Origin of the sequence: Isoptericola sp. NPDC056134 (assembly GCF_042264825.1) — a bacterium.
Classification (GTDB): domain Bacteria; phylum Actinomycetota; class Actinomycetes; order Actinomycetales; family Cellulomonadaceae; genus Isoptericola; species Isoptericola nanjingensis.
In genome coordinates this window covers 272,999-288,048 of the sequence record NZ_JBHJVM010000002.1, presented here as the reverse complement: position 1 = coordinate 288,048, position 15,050 = coordinate 272,999, and the positions used below count along the sequence as shown (strand labels likewise).

Here is a 15,050-nt window from a genome sequence, read left to right as displayed (position 1 = left end):
GCAGCATGGCCGCATGCCCGAGCTTCCCGAGGTGCAGGCGCTGGCGGAGTTCCTCGACGCTCGTACGTCCGGCCACCGCGTCGTCGCCGCCGACGTCGCGGCCATCGCCGCGCTCAAGACCTTCGACCCGCCGGTGACGGCGCTCGTCGGGCAGGAGGTCCGCGGCGTCGCGCGCAACGGCAAGTGGCTCGATCTCACGGCCGGCCCGGAGGGCGACCAGGTGCACCTGCTGTTCCACCTCTCCCGCGGCGGGTGGGTGCGCTGGTCGGACCAGGCCCCCACGACACCGGTCCGCCCGCGGATGGGCGGATCGTCGCGCGGGTCCGCGCTGGCCCTGCGCGTGCGGCTGGACGACGGCGCCGGGTTCGACCTCACCGAGGCGGGCACCCGCAAGCGCCTGGCGGTGCACGTGGTGCGCGACCCGCGGGAGGTGGAGCAGGTCGCCACGCTCGGCGTGGACCCGCTCTCGGACGACTTCACCCCGGAGGCGCTCGCCGCGCTGATGCAGGAGAGGAACCAGCAGGTCAAGGGCCTGCTGCGCGACCAGCGCGCGATCGCCGGCATCGGCAACGCCTACTCCGACGAGATCCTGCACGTCGCGAAGGTCTCGCCGTTCAAGCTCACCCGGTCGTTCACGCCGCAGGAGGTCGCGGCGCTGCACGACGCCGTCGCGACCACCCTGCGCGACGCCGTCGCGGCGTCGTCGGGCAAGCCGGCCAAGGAGCTCAAGGACGCCAAGCGCGCCGGGATGCGCGTGCACGGCCGGACGGGCGAGGCGTGCCCCGTCTGCGGCGACGTCGTGCGCGAGGTGAGCTTCGCCGACCGTTCGCTGCAGTACTGCGCCACCTGCCAGACCGGCGGGCAGGTGCTCGCCGACCGGAGGATGTCGAAGCTGCTGAAGTAGCCGGTCAGCCCGCCGCGACGGCGTCGCGCGAGGCGACGAAGGCGTCGGCGCACGCGCGGACCTGCTCGGGCGTGTGCGCGGCGGACAGCTGCACGCGGATGCGGGCCTCGCCGCGCGGCACGACCGGGAACGAGAAGGCCGTGACGTACACGCCGCGCTCTCCCATCGCCGCCGCCACCCTCGCCGCGAGCACGGCGTCGCCGAACATCACGGGCACGATCGGGTGCTCGCCGGGCAGCAGGTCGAAGCCCGCCTCCGTCATGAGCCGGCGGAACAGGGCGGCGTTCTCGGTCAGGCGGGCGCGCAGGTCCCCCGACCCCTCCACGAGGTCGAGCGCCGTGAGGGTGCCCGCCACGATCGTCGGCGCGAGGGTGTTCGAGAACAGGTACGGGCGGGCGCGCTGGCGCAGCAGGTCGACGATCTCCTGGTGCGCCGCGACGTAGCCGCCGGACGCGCCGCCGAGGGCCTTGCCGAACGTGCCCGTGAGGATGTCCACGCGGTCGGCGACTCCGAGCAGCTCCGGCGTCCCCCGCCCGTGCTCGCCCATGAAGCCCACCGCGTGCGAGTCGTCGACCAGGACGAGGGCGGAGTACCGGTCGGCCAGGTCGCAGATCTCCCGCAGCGGCGCCAGGTAGCCGTCCATCGAGAAGACGCCGTCGGTGACGACCACGACGTGCCTGGCCCCGCCGTCGCGGGCGGCGCGCAGCTGGTCCTCGAGGTCGGCCATGTCCCGGTTGCGGTAGCGGAAGCGGGCGGCCTTGGACAGGCGGATGCCGTCGATGAGCGAGGCGTGGTTGAGGGCGTCGGACACGATCGCGTCGTCCGCGCCGAACAGCGTCTCGAAGACCCCGCCGTTGGCATCGAAGCACGACGAGAACAGGATCGAGTCGTCCGTCCCGAGGAACCCCGCCAGGCGCTCCTCCAGGGCGCGGTGCTGGTCCTGCGTGCCGCAGATGAACCGGACGCTGGCCAGCCCGTAGCCCCACGTGTCGAGGGCGTGCCGGGCCGCCGCGACGATGCGCGGGTCGTCGGCCAGCCCGAGGTAGTTGTTGGCGCAGAAGTTCAGCAGCTCGGCGCCGTCGGCGCGGATGCGCGCGCCCTGCGGGCCGGCGATGCCGCGCTCGTGTTTCGTAAGGCCCGCGCTCTCGATCTCGGCGAGCTGCCCCGCCAGGTGCTCCCGGAACGTCCCGTACATCGCTACGCCTTCCCCTCGTCGTCCTGCGCCTCGTGCTGCGCGCCGTCCCGCGCACCGTCGTCCCCGTCCGTCCAGTCGAGCACGACCTTGCCGCCGTGCGCGGACGCCGCGGCCTCGAAGCCATCGCGCCAGCGGCTCGCGGGGAGCCGGTCCGTGACGACGGACGCGATCGCCGTGCGCAGCGTCGCGCTGGTGCGCAGCATCGCGTCCATCGCCTGCCAGGTCTCGAACATCTCGCGCCCGTAGATGCCCTTGAGCGTGAGCATGTGGGTCACGACCGTGCCCCAGTCGACGGCGATCGGCCCCGACGGCAGGCCGAGCATCGCGATCCGCCCGCCGTGGTTCATGTTGGCGATCATCTCCGGCAGCGCGCTCGGCGCGCCGCTCATCTCGAAGCCGACGTCGAACCCCTCGCGCAGCCCCAGCTCGCGCTGCGCGTCGGCCACCCGCGCCGTGCGGACGTCGAGGGCGGCATCGGCGCCCATGGCCTTCGCCATCTCGAGCCTCGCCGGGCTGACGTCGGTGCCGACCACGAGGTGCGCGCCCGCGTGCCGCGCGACGGCGATCGCCATGAGCCCGATGGGGCCGCAGCCCGAGACGAGGACGTCCTCCCCGATCACCGGGAACGCGAGCGCCGTGTGCACCGCGTTGCCCAGCGGGTCGAAGATCGCCGCGACGTCCAGGTCGACGTCGGCGTGGTGCACCCACACGTTCGTGGCCGGCAGCACGACGTACTCGGCGAACGCGCCGTCGCGGTGCAGGCCGAGGCCCTGGGTGCGGATGCACATCTGGCGGCGCCCGGCGCGGCAGTTGCGGCAGGTGCCGCACACGATGTGCCCCTCGCCCGACACGAGGTCGCCCACGGCGACGTCGTGCACCATCTCACCGACCGCGACGACCTCGCCGACGAACTCGTGGCCCGGCACCAGCGGCGCCGCGATGGTCGAGGCGGCCCAGTCGTCCCAGCGGTCGATGTGCAGGTCGGTGCCACAGATGCCGGTGCGCAGCACGCGGATCTTCACGTCGCCGATGCCGGCCTCCGGCTCGGGACGCTCCACCAGCTCCAGCCCGGGGCCCGGCCCCGGCTTGTACAGCGCCCTCACTCGGCACCCACCAGCGCCTCGGACACCCGTGCACCCCACGTCGCATGCGTCGTCACGCCGCGTACCATCTCACGATCCGGACGGATCCGGTAACGCCGGCACGTCAGAACAGCACCGTCGTGAACGTGCCGACCTGCTCGAAGCCCACGCGTCGGTAGGTGGCGAGCGCCGGCGCGTTGAACGCGTTGACGTACAGGGAGACCACGGGAGCCACCTCGCGCCGCGTCGCGACGACGACGGCGGCCATGCCGGGCGCGGCCAGGCCGCGGCCGCGGCGCAGCGGGTCGACCCACACGCCCTGCACCTGCGCGACCCCGCCCGCGACCGCGCCCAGCTCTGCCTTGAAGGCGACGAACGGCCCCGGCCCCGGCCCCGGCCCCGTGCCCGTGCCCGGGGCGGAATCGGGCGCCTCCATGCGCACGAACGACCGCCCCTCGGCCACGAGGGAGCGCACCCGCAGGGCGTACGCGCTGCCGGGCGACGCGGCCGGCGCGTACCCGACCTCCTCCGCGAACATGCGCACGCAGGCGGGCAGCACGGCATCCACCTCGCCGAGGGTGGAACGGCGCACCAGCGCGTCGGGCTCGACGTCCGGGTCGCGGGCGATCGCCAGCGACGGCTGGTCGGCGCGCACCTCGCGCGCAGGGGGCCAGCGGGGCGCGAGCAGGTCCCACAGCGCGAGGGCCGCCGTCCGGTCCCCCACGATCGACGACGAGCGCCGGCCCTGCGCGCGGGCCGTCGCGGCGAACGCGGCGACGGCGTCGTCCGCGTCGCGACCCACGAGGTCCGGGGACAGCACGGGGACGAGGTTCGCCCCGGACCAGCAGACCGCGACGAGCGGGCCCGTGGCGGGGAAGCCCCACGCCTGCCCGCCTGCCGCGGCGAAGCCCGCCACTGCCGCCACCTCGAGCCGCGCCGCGGCGAGCACCGACGTCACCGGGTCGCGGGCGCACAGGGCGCGCGCCTCGGCGAGGTCCTCCTGGCCGAGGACGCGGGCCCGGGGTCGCCGCGCGTCGAGGCCGCGCGCGTCGCCGCGCGCCCGCACCGCCGGTCGCCAGCCGCCCATCACGCCCCCTTCGCCGTCGTGGGCCCTCCCGCCATCGTCCCCGATGCGGCCCCTCGGTGCGGCCCCTCGGGCCGAACCGTCAGCCGACCGTGACCTCCGGGGCCCCGGCCTGGGCCTCGTTCTCGGGGGCGGGCATCGTCTCGGCGATGCGCATCGCCTCCTCGATGAGGGTCTCGACGATCATCGCCTCCGGGACGGTCTTGATGACCTCGCCCTTGACGAAGATCTGGCCCTTGCCGTTGCCCGACGCGACACCGAGGTCGGCCTCGCGCGCCTCGCCCGGGCCGTTGACGACGCAGCCCATGACCGCGACGCGCAGCGGGACCGTCATGCCCTCGAGACCCGCCGTGACCTTCTCTGCCAGCGTGTAGACGTCGACCTGGGCCCGGCCGCACGACGGGCAGGAGACGATCTCGAGCTTGCGGGGCCGCAGGTTCAGCGCCTGCAGGATCTGCGTGCCGACCTTGACCTCCTCGACCGGCGGCGCGGACAGCGACACCCGGATCGTGTCGCCGATGCCCTGGCTCAGCAGCGCGCCGAACGCGGTGGCGGACTTGATCGTGCCCTGGAACGCGGGGCCCGCCTCGGTGACGCCGAGGTGCAGGGGCCAGTCGCCGCGCTGGGCGAGCAGCTCGTACGCGCGCACCATGACCACCGGGTCGTTGTGCTTCACGGAGATCTTGAAGTCGTGGAAGCCGTGCTCCTCGAACAGGCTCGCCTCCCACACCGCGGACTCGACCAGCGCCTCCGCGGTCGGCTTGCCGTACTTCTCCAGCAGGCGCTTGTCGAGGGACCCGGCGTTGACGCCGATCCGCAGCGAGACCCCGGCGTCGGAGGCGGCCTTGGCGATCTCCTTGACCTGGTCGTCGAACTTGCGGATGTTGCCCGGGTTCACACGCACGGCGGCGCAGCCGGCGTCGATCGCGGCGAACACGTACTTGGGCTGGAAGTGGATGTCCGCGATCACGGGGATCTGCGACTTCTTCGCGATGGCGGGCAGCGCGTCGGCGTCGTCGATGGTCGGCACCGCGACGCGCACGATGTCGCAGCCCGCGGCGGTCAGCTCGGCGATCTGCTGCAGCGTCGCGTTGATGTCCGTGGTCGGGGTGGTCGTCATGGACTGGATGCTGATCGGTGCGTCGCCGCCGACGGCCACCTTGCCCACCTGGATCTTGCGGGACTTGCGGCGCGGGGCCAACGTGGGCGCGGGCGGGGTAGGCATGCCGAGATTGATCGCAGTCACGGTGCCAGTATCGCGCCTGCGGGCGGGTGCTACGCACGCGGGCACCTGACGGGCACGGAATCACCGCGCGTTCGTCCGCAGGACCTTCACCCGGCGCGGGCCCGCTCGGGTCCGGGCGTCAGCCCAGGCGGACCGGGTCCACCAGGTCCGCGACGATGAGGATCGCTCCGGTGCCCACGAGCACGACGAACATCACGTACGCCACCGGCATCATCCGCGCGACGTCGGCCGGGCCTGGTCGCGGGAGCCCGCGCAGCCGCGCGACCGTGCGCTTGGCGCCCTCGTACAGGGCGTTGACGACGTGCCCGCCGTCCAGCGGCAGCAGCGGGATGAGGTTGAAGACGAAGAGCGCCACGTTGAGCGCGGCCAGCAGGCTCAGCAGGAACTGCAGCGTGCTGATCACGGGCGCGTCCGCGGCCACGGCGTCCACGGCCATCCGGCCGACCCCGACGACCGACACGACGGAGTCCTGCGACCGCGGCTCGTCGGTGAACGCCTGCACCGCCGCGTCGCCGATGCGCACCGGGAGCGTGACGATCATGCCCGCCGTGCCCGAGACCTGCTGCCAGACCGCCTCCGGGACGGTCGAGACCGGCAGCGGCTCGTACTCCTGGGTCGGTGTGACGCCCAGGAACCCCGCCGTCTCGGTGACCGGCTGCCCGTCGGCGCCGACCTTCGCGGTGCCGTCGGCCTCGACCACGGGAACCTGCCGGTCCGACGTCGTCACGGTCAGCGGGACCTCGGCGCCGTCGCGCAGCACCACCACCGGGACCTGCTGGTCGGGGGCGTCCGCGATGGCTCCGGAGAGCTCGTCCCACGACGTCACCGCCGTGCCGTCCCACTCGACGATCTCGTCGCCCGGCTGCAGGCCCGCCGCGGCGGCCGGCGAGGGCGCGGCGCCGTCCCCGCACACCGGCGCCCCGTCCGCCGTGGTCGACGTGGGCGTGCACTCGCTCACCGCACCGACGGTCGTGGTCACGGTCGGCGCACCGATGCCCACGAGCACGACGAACGTGAGCACCACCGCGATGAGGAGGTTCATCACCGGGCCACCCAGCATGACGACCAGCTTCTTGGGCGTGGACAGGTGGTAGAAGGCGCGGTGCTCCTCGCCGGGGAGGATCTCGCTCACGGACGCGTCGCGCGCGTCGGCGATCGCCTGCCCGAAGAACCCCCCGCGGCGGCGGGTGCCCTCGGGCGCGGGCGGCATCATGCCGACCATCCGCACGTAGCCGCCGAGCGGGATGGCCTTGACCCCGTACTCCGTCTCCCCCTTGGTGCGCGACCACAGCGTGGGGCCGAAGCCCACCATGTACTGGCTCACCCGCACGCCGAACTTCTTCGCGGGGACCATGTGGCCCACCTCGTGCAGGCCGATGGAGAGGGCGAGGCCCACCACCATCACCGCGATGCCGACCACCCAGGAGAGAACGTCCACGGCCTCGAGCCTAGGACACCCGCGGCCACCCGCCGCACGCCCCTGCCGCGCGCGCGTGGAGGGTTCGTCAGGACCGCGCGAGGATCTCGTCGGCGCGCGCCCGCGCCCAGCGCTCGACGCCCTCGACGACATCGAGGGTGACGTCGGCGGCGGCCGTCCCGTCGTGCTCGGCCAGCACCCGCTCCACGGTCTCGACGATGTCGAGGAAGCCGATGCGCCCGCCGAGGAAGGCCGCGACGCCCTGCTCGTTCGCGGCGTTGTAGACCGCGGGGTGCGTGGCGGACGCCGCGACGGTCGCGCGGGCCAGCCCGACAGCGGGGAACGTCGTCTCGTCGAGGGGCTCGAACGTCCACGACGCCGCTCGGCTCCAGTCGCACGGCGGCGAGACGACGTCGAGGCGATCCGGCCAGGACAGCCCGAGCGCGATGGGCAGCCTCATGTCGGGCGGGGAGGCCTGCGCGAGCGTGGAGCCGTCGTGGAACTCGACCATCGAGTGCACGACCGACTGCGGGTGCACCACCACGGTGATGTCCTCCGCCGGCACGTCGAACAGCAGGTGCGCCTCGATGAGCTCGAGGCCCTTGTTCATCAGCGAGGCGGAGTTCACCGTCACCACGGGCCCCATGGCCCAGGTGGGGTGGGCGAGCGCCTCGTCGACCGTGACCTTCTTGATGTCGTCGCGGCTGCGGCCGCGGAACGGCCCGCCGGAGGCCGTGAGGACCAGCCGTCGCACTTCGTCGCGCGCGCCCCCGCGCAGCGCCTGGGCGATCGCCGAGTGCTCGGAGTCCACCGGCACGATCTGCCCGGGCGCGGCCGCGGCCTTGACCAGCGAGCCGCCCACCACGAGCGACTCCTTGTTCGCCAGCGCCAGCGTCGAGCCGCCCGCGAGCGCCGCGAGCGTGGGCCGCAGGCCCACCGACCCGGTGATGCCGTTGAGGAGGACGTCGCTGCCGCGACCCGCGAGCTCGGTCGCCGCGTCGGGCCCGGCGAGCACCTCGACGTCGCCCGCCGCGGCGCCGAGCCGCTCGACCAGGGCGGCCCGCAGGTCGTCCGCACGGGCGTCGTCCGCGACGGCCACCGCGCGCGCCCCCACGGTCGCGACCTGCTGCGCGAGCAGCGCGACGTCGGACCCGCCCGCGCTCAGCGCCTCGACCCGGAACCGGCCGGGGTGAGCACGCACGACGTCGATCGCCTGGGTACCGATCGAGCCGGTGGAGCCGAGGAGCGTGACGGTACGGGTGTGCTGGTCGGACACCTGCTCGGTCCTGTGGTCGGGCGTGTGGTCGGGCGTGTGGTCGGGCATGGCGCCCATCATCCCAGGCGTTCTCGCGCCTCTTCCGCCCGTCGCCCGAGTGGCCGACACACCGCGGAACACCGCGGAATTCACCCGCTCCGGTGCTTGACTTCCGGACGTGACCTTCCCCGCGCCCGGTCGCGACGGGATGTGACGCCGGTTACGTTCGCATCCATGCGTACTTATCGCGTGATAGTCGGCAAGCGCGCCATGGCCACCTTCGCCGGGATCGCCACCCTCGTCACCGGGGCGGTCGTCGGGCTGGCGGCACCCGCCGCCGCGGACGGCGACGGCGAGACCCACCGCATCTTCGCGACCCGCGAGGGCCTGGTGGGCAAGCACACCGCGAACGGCCACAAGATCGAGAAGCGGGACCACTTCGTCGCCCTGCCTTCGCGCCGGGCCCTGTCCGCGGACGGCGACGGCGCGTTCAGCGTCCGGGCGTGCCGGGCGGACAGCACGCGGTGCGAGTACGCGCCGGTGTGGGACGTCGGCCCGTGGAACACCACCGACGACTACTGGAGCTCCACCCGTCATGCCGCCCGCGACCTGCCGCGGGGCACCCCTCAGGCCTCCGCGGCCTACCGGCTCGGCCACCACGACGGCAAGGACCTCTTCGGGCGCACCGTGACCAACCCGGCGGGCATCGACCTGGCGGACGGCACCTACCGGGACGGCCTGGGCCTGCGTTCCAACGCCTGGATCGACGTGACCTACCTCTGGCAGGGGTCCGCACGCACGGGGATCGTCTCGGCCGACGGCGGCACCCTCAACGTCCGCACCGGGCCGGGCACCGGCTACCGGTGGACCGGCGCCGCCGCCGACGCCGCGCGCGTGCCGCTGCTGTGCAGCGCGCGCGGGCAGACGGTCACGGGCACCCGCGGCACGACGAACCTCTGGTACCGCATCGGCCCGAGCAACTGGGTGTCCGACGCCTACCTCGACACGGGCAGCGGCGACGCCCTCGCCCCCGCCTGCTGACGGGCGAGGCTCAGACCCCGGCGGGCCTCTCGGCCACCGTGCCACCGGCGCGGCCGCCGTCGCCCTCCACGGCTGCCGGCGTCGACCAGACCCGCGCCCCGGCGCCGAGCGCGACGGCGGTCACGGCGACCACGACGGCGGCCGGGACCGGCAGCGCCCCGACGCCGCCGCCGGCCACGACCCACGACGCCAGCGCGGCACCGACGGCGATGCCGCCGTTGAACACCACCGGGATCAGCGCCGACGACGTCGCCCGCCGCTCGGGCCCGCCGAGGCGCAGGATCAGCGTCTGCGCCAGGGGCGGCAGCGCGCCCGACGACACGCCCCACAGCACGACGACGGCCACACCGAGGGCGGGATGCACGTCCACCACCGCCAGCCCGAGCAGGGCGAGCGCGGTCCCGCCGGCGGCGAGCGCGAGCACCGGCGCGGTCCGGGCCCCGAACCGGCCGGCGAGGACCACGCCCAGGGCGGACGCGAGGCCGAACACCAGGAGCAGCCCGCTCACGCCGCCCGGCAGCGCGTCGGCCGGCACCTCGACGATGCGCGTCACGTACGTGTACGCGCCGTAGTGCCCTACCAGCAGCACCCCGACGATCGCCGTGACCGTGATCATCGGACCGGGCCCTCCGGCCGGCGCGGGCCCCGGGGCGCCCGGAGTCACCCCCTCACCGGGCCGGGCCGTGGCGGGCGCGGCCGCACGCGCGACGACGAGCCGCACCAGGACGGCGACCACCAGCGTCAGCAGCGCGAGACCGGCGAACGCCGCCCGCCAGCCCACCGCACGGGTCACGAGGCTGGCGAGCGGCGTTCCGAGCACCATGCCCAGGGTGGCGCCGCCCAGCACCACGGCGATCGAGCGGGCGAGCAACCGGTCGGGCACCAGGTCGGCGACGTGCGCGTTCGCGGACGCCCACAGGAGGCCGACGGCGGCCGCGCCCACCAGCCGCGCCCCCACGGCGACGCCGTAGGTCGGCGCCAGCGCCGTGGCGAGGGAGGACGCGGCCAGGACGCCGAGCGCGACCGTGATCACGGCACGCCGGTCCGTGCCGGCGACGAGCCGCACGAGCGGGAAGCTCGCCACCACGACGGTGGCCGCCCACACGGACACGAGCAGACCGGTGCTCGCCTCGTCCACCCCGAGCCCGGCGCTCATCTGCGGCAGCACGGCGGTCGGCAGCATCTCGGCCGTGACCATGGTGAACGTGGCCGCGCCGAGGACGAGGAGCGAGAGCCACGGGAGCCGGTCGGACAGGGTGGGGGTCGTGCGTGGTGTCGTCATGCGACCGACGCTAGAGTTTGACATTGATGTCAATGTCAAGCGTGACCTCGGTCACCTCGGGAGGAGCACGATGAAGATCGGCGAGCTCGCGCGTCGCTCGGGAGTGGCACCGCGCCTCGTGCGCTACTACGAGCAGCAGGGCCTGCTCGTGGCCGACCGCGCGCCGAACGGGTACCGCACCTACTCCGACGACGACGTCGAGCGCGTGTCCAGGGTGGCCGGGATGGTGCGCGCCGGCATCCCCACGCGCCTGATCAAGGTGCTGCTCGACATGGAGGAGACGAGCACCGCCGAGGCGCCGACCTGCCCCCGCACCGTCGCGGAGATGCTGGCCGGCGAGCTCGTGGGCATCGAGGACAAGATCGCCTGCCTCACCCGCAGCCGCGACACGATCCGTGACGTCCTCACCCGCACCGAGCAGGCCGCCCTCCTGTCGGAGGCCGCGGCCACCTCGCCCGCCGGCCGGTGACGGACGCGACGAGGGCCGCCGACTCGTCGTCGGCGGCCCTCGTGGCGTCGGTCCTGGTGCGGCGGCGGGATCACTCGACCCCGAGCAGCACCTCGATCGCGCGGGCGAAGAAGCGGTCCACGGGACCCTCCGCGTAGCCGTCCGAACCCTTGGCCCGCCCAAACGTCGCGGAACGGATCTCCCCGGAGGACAGCGGCTCCTGCCGGTCGAAGTACGCGACGAGCCGGTCGCACAGCGCGTCGACGTCGTCGGGGTCGTAGCCCTGCTCGCCGCGCTCGGCCGGGGCGAACTTCTCGCCGTCGGGCCGGCCCAGGCGCCCGTACATCGTGCGGGCGCGGTCCGCCAGCGCGGCCATCCAGGCCTCCTGACCGTGCGCTGCCACGTACTCGGCGCGCTGACGGGCGATGAACGCCGCCTCGAGCCGGTCCAGCGCCGCGTCGACCTCGTGCGTGTCGTAGCCACCGCGCACCAGGTCGAACGTCGACACCTGGATGTCGGCGTGCGACAGGGGCTCCGCGGTGCGTCCCTCGTACGCCTGCCGAGCGTGGTCGAAGAAGTCCTCGACCTCGTCCCGCTCGTACCCGGTGCGCATCGCGGACACCGTGCTGAACAGTGCGCTCACTCGTCCTCCTCGGCCGCCAGCTGCCCGCAGGCGCCGTCGATGTCGCTCCCGCGGGTGTCACGGATCGTGGTGGGGATGCCGTGCCCGCGCAAGCGTGCCACAAACTCGTCCTCGACGGCACGCTCGCTCGCGGTCCAGATCGAGCCGGGCGTGGGGTTCAGCGGGATGGGGTTGACGTGCACCCAGCCGCGCCCGCGGGCGTTGAGCTTCTCCCCGAGCAGGTCGGCGCGCCAGCCGTGGTCGTTCATGTCCTTGATCAGCGCGTACTCGATCGACACGCGCCGCCCCGTCACCTCGAAGTAGCGCCGGGCGGCGTCGAGCGCCTCGTCCACGCTCCACCGGGTGTTGATCGGCACGAGCTCGCTGCGCAGGTCGTCGTCCGGGGCGTGCAGGCTGAGGGCGAGCGTCACCGGGATCTCGAGCTTCGTGAGCTTCTCGATCGCGGGCACCAGCCCCACGGTCGAGACGGTGATGTTCCGCGCCGACATGCCGAAGCCCTCGGGCTGCGGCGCGACCAGCGCGCGCACCGTCTCGAAGACGGCCTTCGGGTTGGCCAGCGGCTCGCCCATGCCCATGAAGACGAGGTTGTTGAGCCGCGTGGGCCCGCCGGGGATCTCGCCCTCCGCGAGCGACCGGTTCGCCGCGCGCACCTGCTCGAGGATCTCCGCCGTCGACAGGTTCCGCGTGAGCCCGAGCTGGCCCGTGGCGCAGAACGGGCACGCCATGCCGCAGCCCGCCTGCGACGACACGCACAACGTGGTGCGGTGCGGGTAGCGCATGAGCACCGACTCGACCTTGGCGTCGTCGAAGAGGTGCCACAGCGTCTTGACGGTCGTGCCGCCGTCGGCCTCGAGGCGCCGGGTGGGGCGGATGAGCTGCGGGAACATCGTGGTCGCGATGGCCTCGCGCGTCTTCGCGGGCAGATCGGTCATCTGCTCCGGGTCGGACGTGTAGTGCTGGAAGTAGTGCGTCGCGAGCTGCTTGGCCCGGAACGGCTTCTCCCCCATCTCCTCCATCGACGCGACGCGCTCGGCCGGCGTGAGGTCGGCGAAGTGCTTCGGCGGCTTGCCCCGGCGGCGCGGCGCCATCTGCAGGGGCATCGGCGCGGTCTCGTCGCCGGGCCGGACCGCGGGGATCCCGAGGTCGGCGCCGGACGTCGCGGGACGGGCGGTGGTGGGGGGCATGACGGTTCCTTACAGGGCGCCGGGCGGCGCCATGGTGAGCACGAGGTACACGAACGGGGCGGTGACGACCAGCGAGTCGAGGCGGTCCAGCACGCCCCCGTGACCCGGGAGCAGCGAACCCATGTCCTTCAATTCTAGGTCCCGCTTGATGAGCGACTCGGCGAGGTCGCCCACGGTGGCCGTGATCGCGGTGAGCACACCGAGCACGATGCCGAGCACCGGGCTCGCGTCGAGGGCGAGCACCGCGCCCGCGACGCCCACGGCCGTGGCCAGGACCAGCGATCCTGCCAGGCCCTCCCAGGTCTTCTTCGGGCTCACGGTGGGTGCCAGCGGGTGGCGGCCCATCGTCACGCCGGCGATGTACCCACCGGTGTCGTTCGCCACGGCCAGGAGGATGAACAGGGCCACCCGGAGCTCGCCGTCCGGCTGCGCGAGCAGCAGCATGACGAAGCCCGCCAGGAACGGCACGTAGGTGGCCGCGAAGACCGCGGCCGCGCAGTCGCGCAGCGCCTGCGGCCCGGGGCCGTCCAGCACCCGCCAGACGACGACGGCGCCGACGGTCAGCACGTACGCGACGAGCAGCGCCTCGGGCCCCGCCGTGTAGGCCGAGACCACCATGCCCGCGCCGCCCACGAGCAGCGGCAGGATCGGCAGGTGGATGTCCCGGCGGGCGAACGCCTGCCGCAGCTCCCACAGCGCGGCACCGACCGCGACCGCGGCGACGGCGACGAACGGCTCCGGCCGGAACCACAGGGACGCCGCGACGCCGACGAGCAGCAGGACGCCGACCGTGATGGCCACGGGGAGGTTGCGGCCGGCGCGCGACGACGTCGGGTCGGCCGCCCCGCCGGTGGCCGGGTCGAGCGGGGACGCGTCCTCGCCCGGTTCGAGGGGATGGGTCACCATCAGACCTCGAGCAGCTCGCTCTCCTTGCCGGCGAGCAGCACGTCGATCGCGTCGACGTGCTTCTTCGTCAGCGACTCGAGCTCCTTCTCCGCCCGGGTGACCTCGTCCTCGCCGGCCTCGCCGTCCTTGACGATGCGGTCCAGCTCCTCCTTGGCCTTGCGGCGGACGTTCCGCACGGAGATGCGGGCGTCCTCCGCCTTCGTCTTGGCCATCTTCACGTAGTCGCGGCGACGCTCCTCCGTGAGGGCGGGCATGACGATGCGGATCGCGTTGCCGTCGTTCGACGGGTTGACGCCCAGGTCGGACTCGCGGAGCGCCTTCTCGATGGTCGTCATCGAGCTCTTGTCGAACGGGGTGATGAGCACCGTGCGCGCGTCCGGGATGTTGAACGACGCGAGCTGCTGCAGGGGCGTCGGGGCGCCGTAGTAGTCCACGGTGATCTTCGAGAACATGCCCGAGTTGGCGCGACCCGTGCGGATCCCTGCGAACTCCTCCTTGGCGACGTCGATCGCCCTGTCCATCTTCTCCTCGGCCTCGAGGAGGGTGTCGTCGATCACCGGTGCTCCATTCTCGTCGTCGTGCGTCGTCGTGCTGCTGAAGTGTCGTACGGCTGGTGCGGCGTCAGTGGGTGGTGACCAGCGTGCCAATCTTCTCGCCCAGCAGCGCGCGGGTCACGTTACCCGGCTCCTCGAGGCCGAAGACACGCATCCGCACGTCGTTGTCGCGGCACAGGGACAGCGCGGTGGCGTCCATCACGTTCAGGCCGCGCACCAGGGCGTCGGTGTAGGTGAGGTGCTCGAGACGCTCGGCGTCCGGGTCCGTGCGCGGGTCGGCCGAGTAGACGGCGTCCACGCCGTTCTTGCCCATGAGGACCTCGTCGCAGTGCGTCTCCAGGGCACGCTGGACCGACACGGTGTCGGTGGAGAAGTACGGCATGCCGGCGCCCGCGCCGAAGATGACGACGCGACCCTTCTCCAGGTGCCGGATCGCGCGCAGCGGGATGTACGGCTCGGCGACCTGTCCCATGGTGATCGCGGTCTGCACCCGCGTCTTGACGCCGTCCTGCTCGAGGAAGTCCTGCAGCGCGAGACAGTTCATCACCGTGCCGAGCATGCCCATGTAGTCGGCGCGCGCCCGGTCCAGGCCCGCGCGGGAGAGCTCGGCGCCGCGGAAGAAGTTGCCGCCGCCGGAGACGATCGCGACCTGCACGCCCTGCCGGACCGCGTCGCCGATCTCCTGGGCGATCCGCCGCACGACGTCGGTCGCGAGGCCCACGCTGCCACCCCCGAACGTCTCGCCGGAGAGCTTGAGGAGCACGCGGCGCGCGGGTGCGGTCTCGCCCGTCGCCTCGCCCGTCGCCTCA

15 protein-coding genes are annotated in these 15,050 nt (G+C 73.5%); 3 read left to right on the top strand and 12 right to left on the bottom strand.

What is annotated here, in order from left to right:
* Positions 1–13 precede the first annotated feature (13 nt).
* Positions 14–904, top strand: coding sequence for a DNA-formamidopyrimidine glycosylase family protein (locus tag ACFCZN_RS03760; RefSeq protein WP_430555854.1), 891 nt, complete (start codon positions 14–16; stop codon positions 902–904).
* Positions 905–908: 4 nt separating this feature from the next.
* Here ACFCZN_RS03760 and ACFCZN_RS03755 read toward each other — a convergent pair whose 3' ends face one another.
* From ACFCZN_RS03755 to dxr, 6 genes are all read right to left on the bottom strand, one after another.
* Positions 909–2,099 carry a glycine C-acetyltransferase gene (locus ACFCZN_RS03755; RefSeq protein ID WP_430555853.1) on the bottom strand — a complete coding sequence of 397 codons (1,191 nt, stop codon included), beginning with the start codon at positions 2,097–2,099 and terminating at the stop codon, positions 909–911.
* A 2-nt stretch (positions 2,100–2,101) separates the two neighbouring features.
* Complete coding sequence (gene tdh, locus ACFCZN_RS03750; RefSeq protein WP_430555852.1) at positions 2,102–3,202, bottom strand: L-threonine 3-dehydrogenase; 1,101 nt, start codon at positions 3,200–3,202, stop codon at positions 2,102–2,104.
* A gap of 103 nt (positions 3,203–3,305) precedes the next feature.
* Positions 3,306–4,268 (bottom strand): GNAT family N-acetyltransferase, encoded by a 963-nt coding sequence (locus ACFCZN_RS03745; RefSeq protein WP_430555851.1) that lies wholly within the window; start codon positions 4,266–4,268, stop codon positions 3,306–3,308.
* Between the two features lie 79 nt (positions 4,269–4,347).
* A complete protein-coding gene (gene ispG / locus ACFCZN_RS03740) occupies positions 4,348–5,490 on the bottom strand; it encodes a flavodoxin-dependent (E)-4-hydroxy-3-methylbut-2-enyl-diphosphate synthase (RefSeq protein ID WP_430555850.1) in 1,143 nt (380 codons plus the stop codon).
* Between the two features lie 139 nt (positions 5,491–5,629).
* Positions 5,630–6,949, bottom strand: coding sequence for an RIP metalloprotease (locus tag ACFCZN_RS03735; protein ID WP_430555849.1), 1,320 nt, complete (start codon positions 6,947–6,949; stop codon positions 5,630–5,632).
* A gap of 67 nt (positions 6,950–7,016) precedes the next feature.
* Positions 7,017–8,204: a 1-deoxy-D-xylulose-5-phosphate reductoisomerase gene (dxr, locus tag ACFCZN_RS03730; RefSeq protein WP_430555888.1), complete on the bottom strand. Its 1,188-nt coding sequence runs from the start codon at positions 8,202–8,204 to the stop codon at positions 7,017–7,019.
* A gap of 213 nt (positions 8,205–8,417) precedes the next feature.
* Between dxr and ACFCZN_RS03725 the strand changes: the two genes are divergently transcribed.
* Positions 8,418–9,224: a hypothetical protein gene (locus ACFCZN_RS03725; protein WP_430555848.1), complete on the top strand. Its 807-nt coding sequence runs from the start codon at positions 8,418–8,420 to the stop codon at positions 9,222–9,224.
* A gap of 10 nt (positions 9,225–9,234) precedes the next feature.
* Here the strand turns inward: ACFCZN_RS03725 and ACFCZN_RS03720 are convergent, their stop codons facing one another.
* A complete protein-coding gene (locus ACFCZN_RS03720) occupies positions 9,235–10,506 on the bottom strand; it encodes an MFS transporter (RefSeq protein WP_430555847.1) in 1,272 nt (423 codons plus the stop codon).
* 70 nt (positions 10,507–10,576) lie between these two features.
* Here ACFCZN_RS03720 and ACFCZN_RS03715 point away from each other — a divergent pair, with 70 nt between their 5' ends.
* Positions 10,577–10,975 carry a MerR family transcriptional regulator gene (locus ACFCZN_RS03715; protein ID WP_430555846.1) on the top strand — a complete coding sequence of 133 codons (399 nt, stop codon included), beginning with the start codon at positions 10,577–10,579 and terminating at the stop codon, positions 10,973–10,975.
* Between the two features lie 70 nt (positions 10,976–11,045).
* Here the strand turns inward: ACFCZN_RS03715 and ACFCZN_RS03710 are convergent, their stop codons facing one another.
* The 5 genes from ACFCZN_RS03710 to pyrH all read right to left on the bottom strand — a co-directional run bounded on the left by ACFCZN_RS03710 (position 11,046) and on the right by pyrH (position 15,004).
* Positions 11,046–11,597: a DivIVA domain-containing protein gene (locus ACFCZN_RS03710; protein ID WP_429762277.1), complete on the bottom strand. Its 552-nt coding sequence runs from the start codon at positions 11,595–11,597 to the stop codon at positions 11,046–11,048.
* Positions 11,594–12,685, bottom strand: a complete 1,092-nt coding sequence (gene rlmN, locus ACFCZN_RS03705) for a 23S rRNA (adenine(2503)-C(2))-methyltransferase RlmN (protein WP_429762676.1) — start codon at positions 12,683–12,685, stop codon at positions 11,594–11,596. The genes ACFCZN_RS03710 and rlmN overlap by 4 nt, the downstream gene beginning before the upstream one ends.
* A gap of 105 nt (positions 12,686–12,790) precedes the next feature.
* Positions 12,791–13,687, bottom strand: a complete 897-nt coding sequence (locus ACFCZN_RS03700; protein ID WP_430555845.1) for a phosphatidate cytidylyltransferase — start codon at positions 13,685–13,687, stop codon at positions 12,791–12,793.
* Complete coding sequence (frr, locus tag ACFCZN_RS03695; RefSeq protein WP_429762278.1) at positions 13,687–14,244, bottom strand: ribosome recycling factor; 558 nt, start codon at positions 14,242–14,244, stop codon at positions 13,687–13,689. Before frr ends, ACFCZN_RS03700 begins: the two co-directional genes overlap by 1 nt.
* A gap of 64 nt (positions 14,245–14,308) precedes the next feature.
* A complete protein-coding gene (pyrH, locus tag ACFCZN_RS03690; protein WP_430555887.1) occupies positions 14,309–15,004 on the bottom strand; it encodes a UMP kinase in 696 nt (231 codons plus the stop codon).
* Between the last annotated feature and the right edge of the window lie 46 nt (positions 15,005–15,050).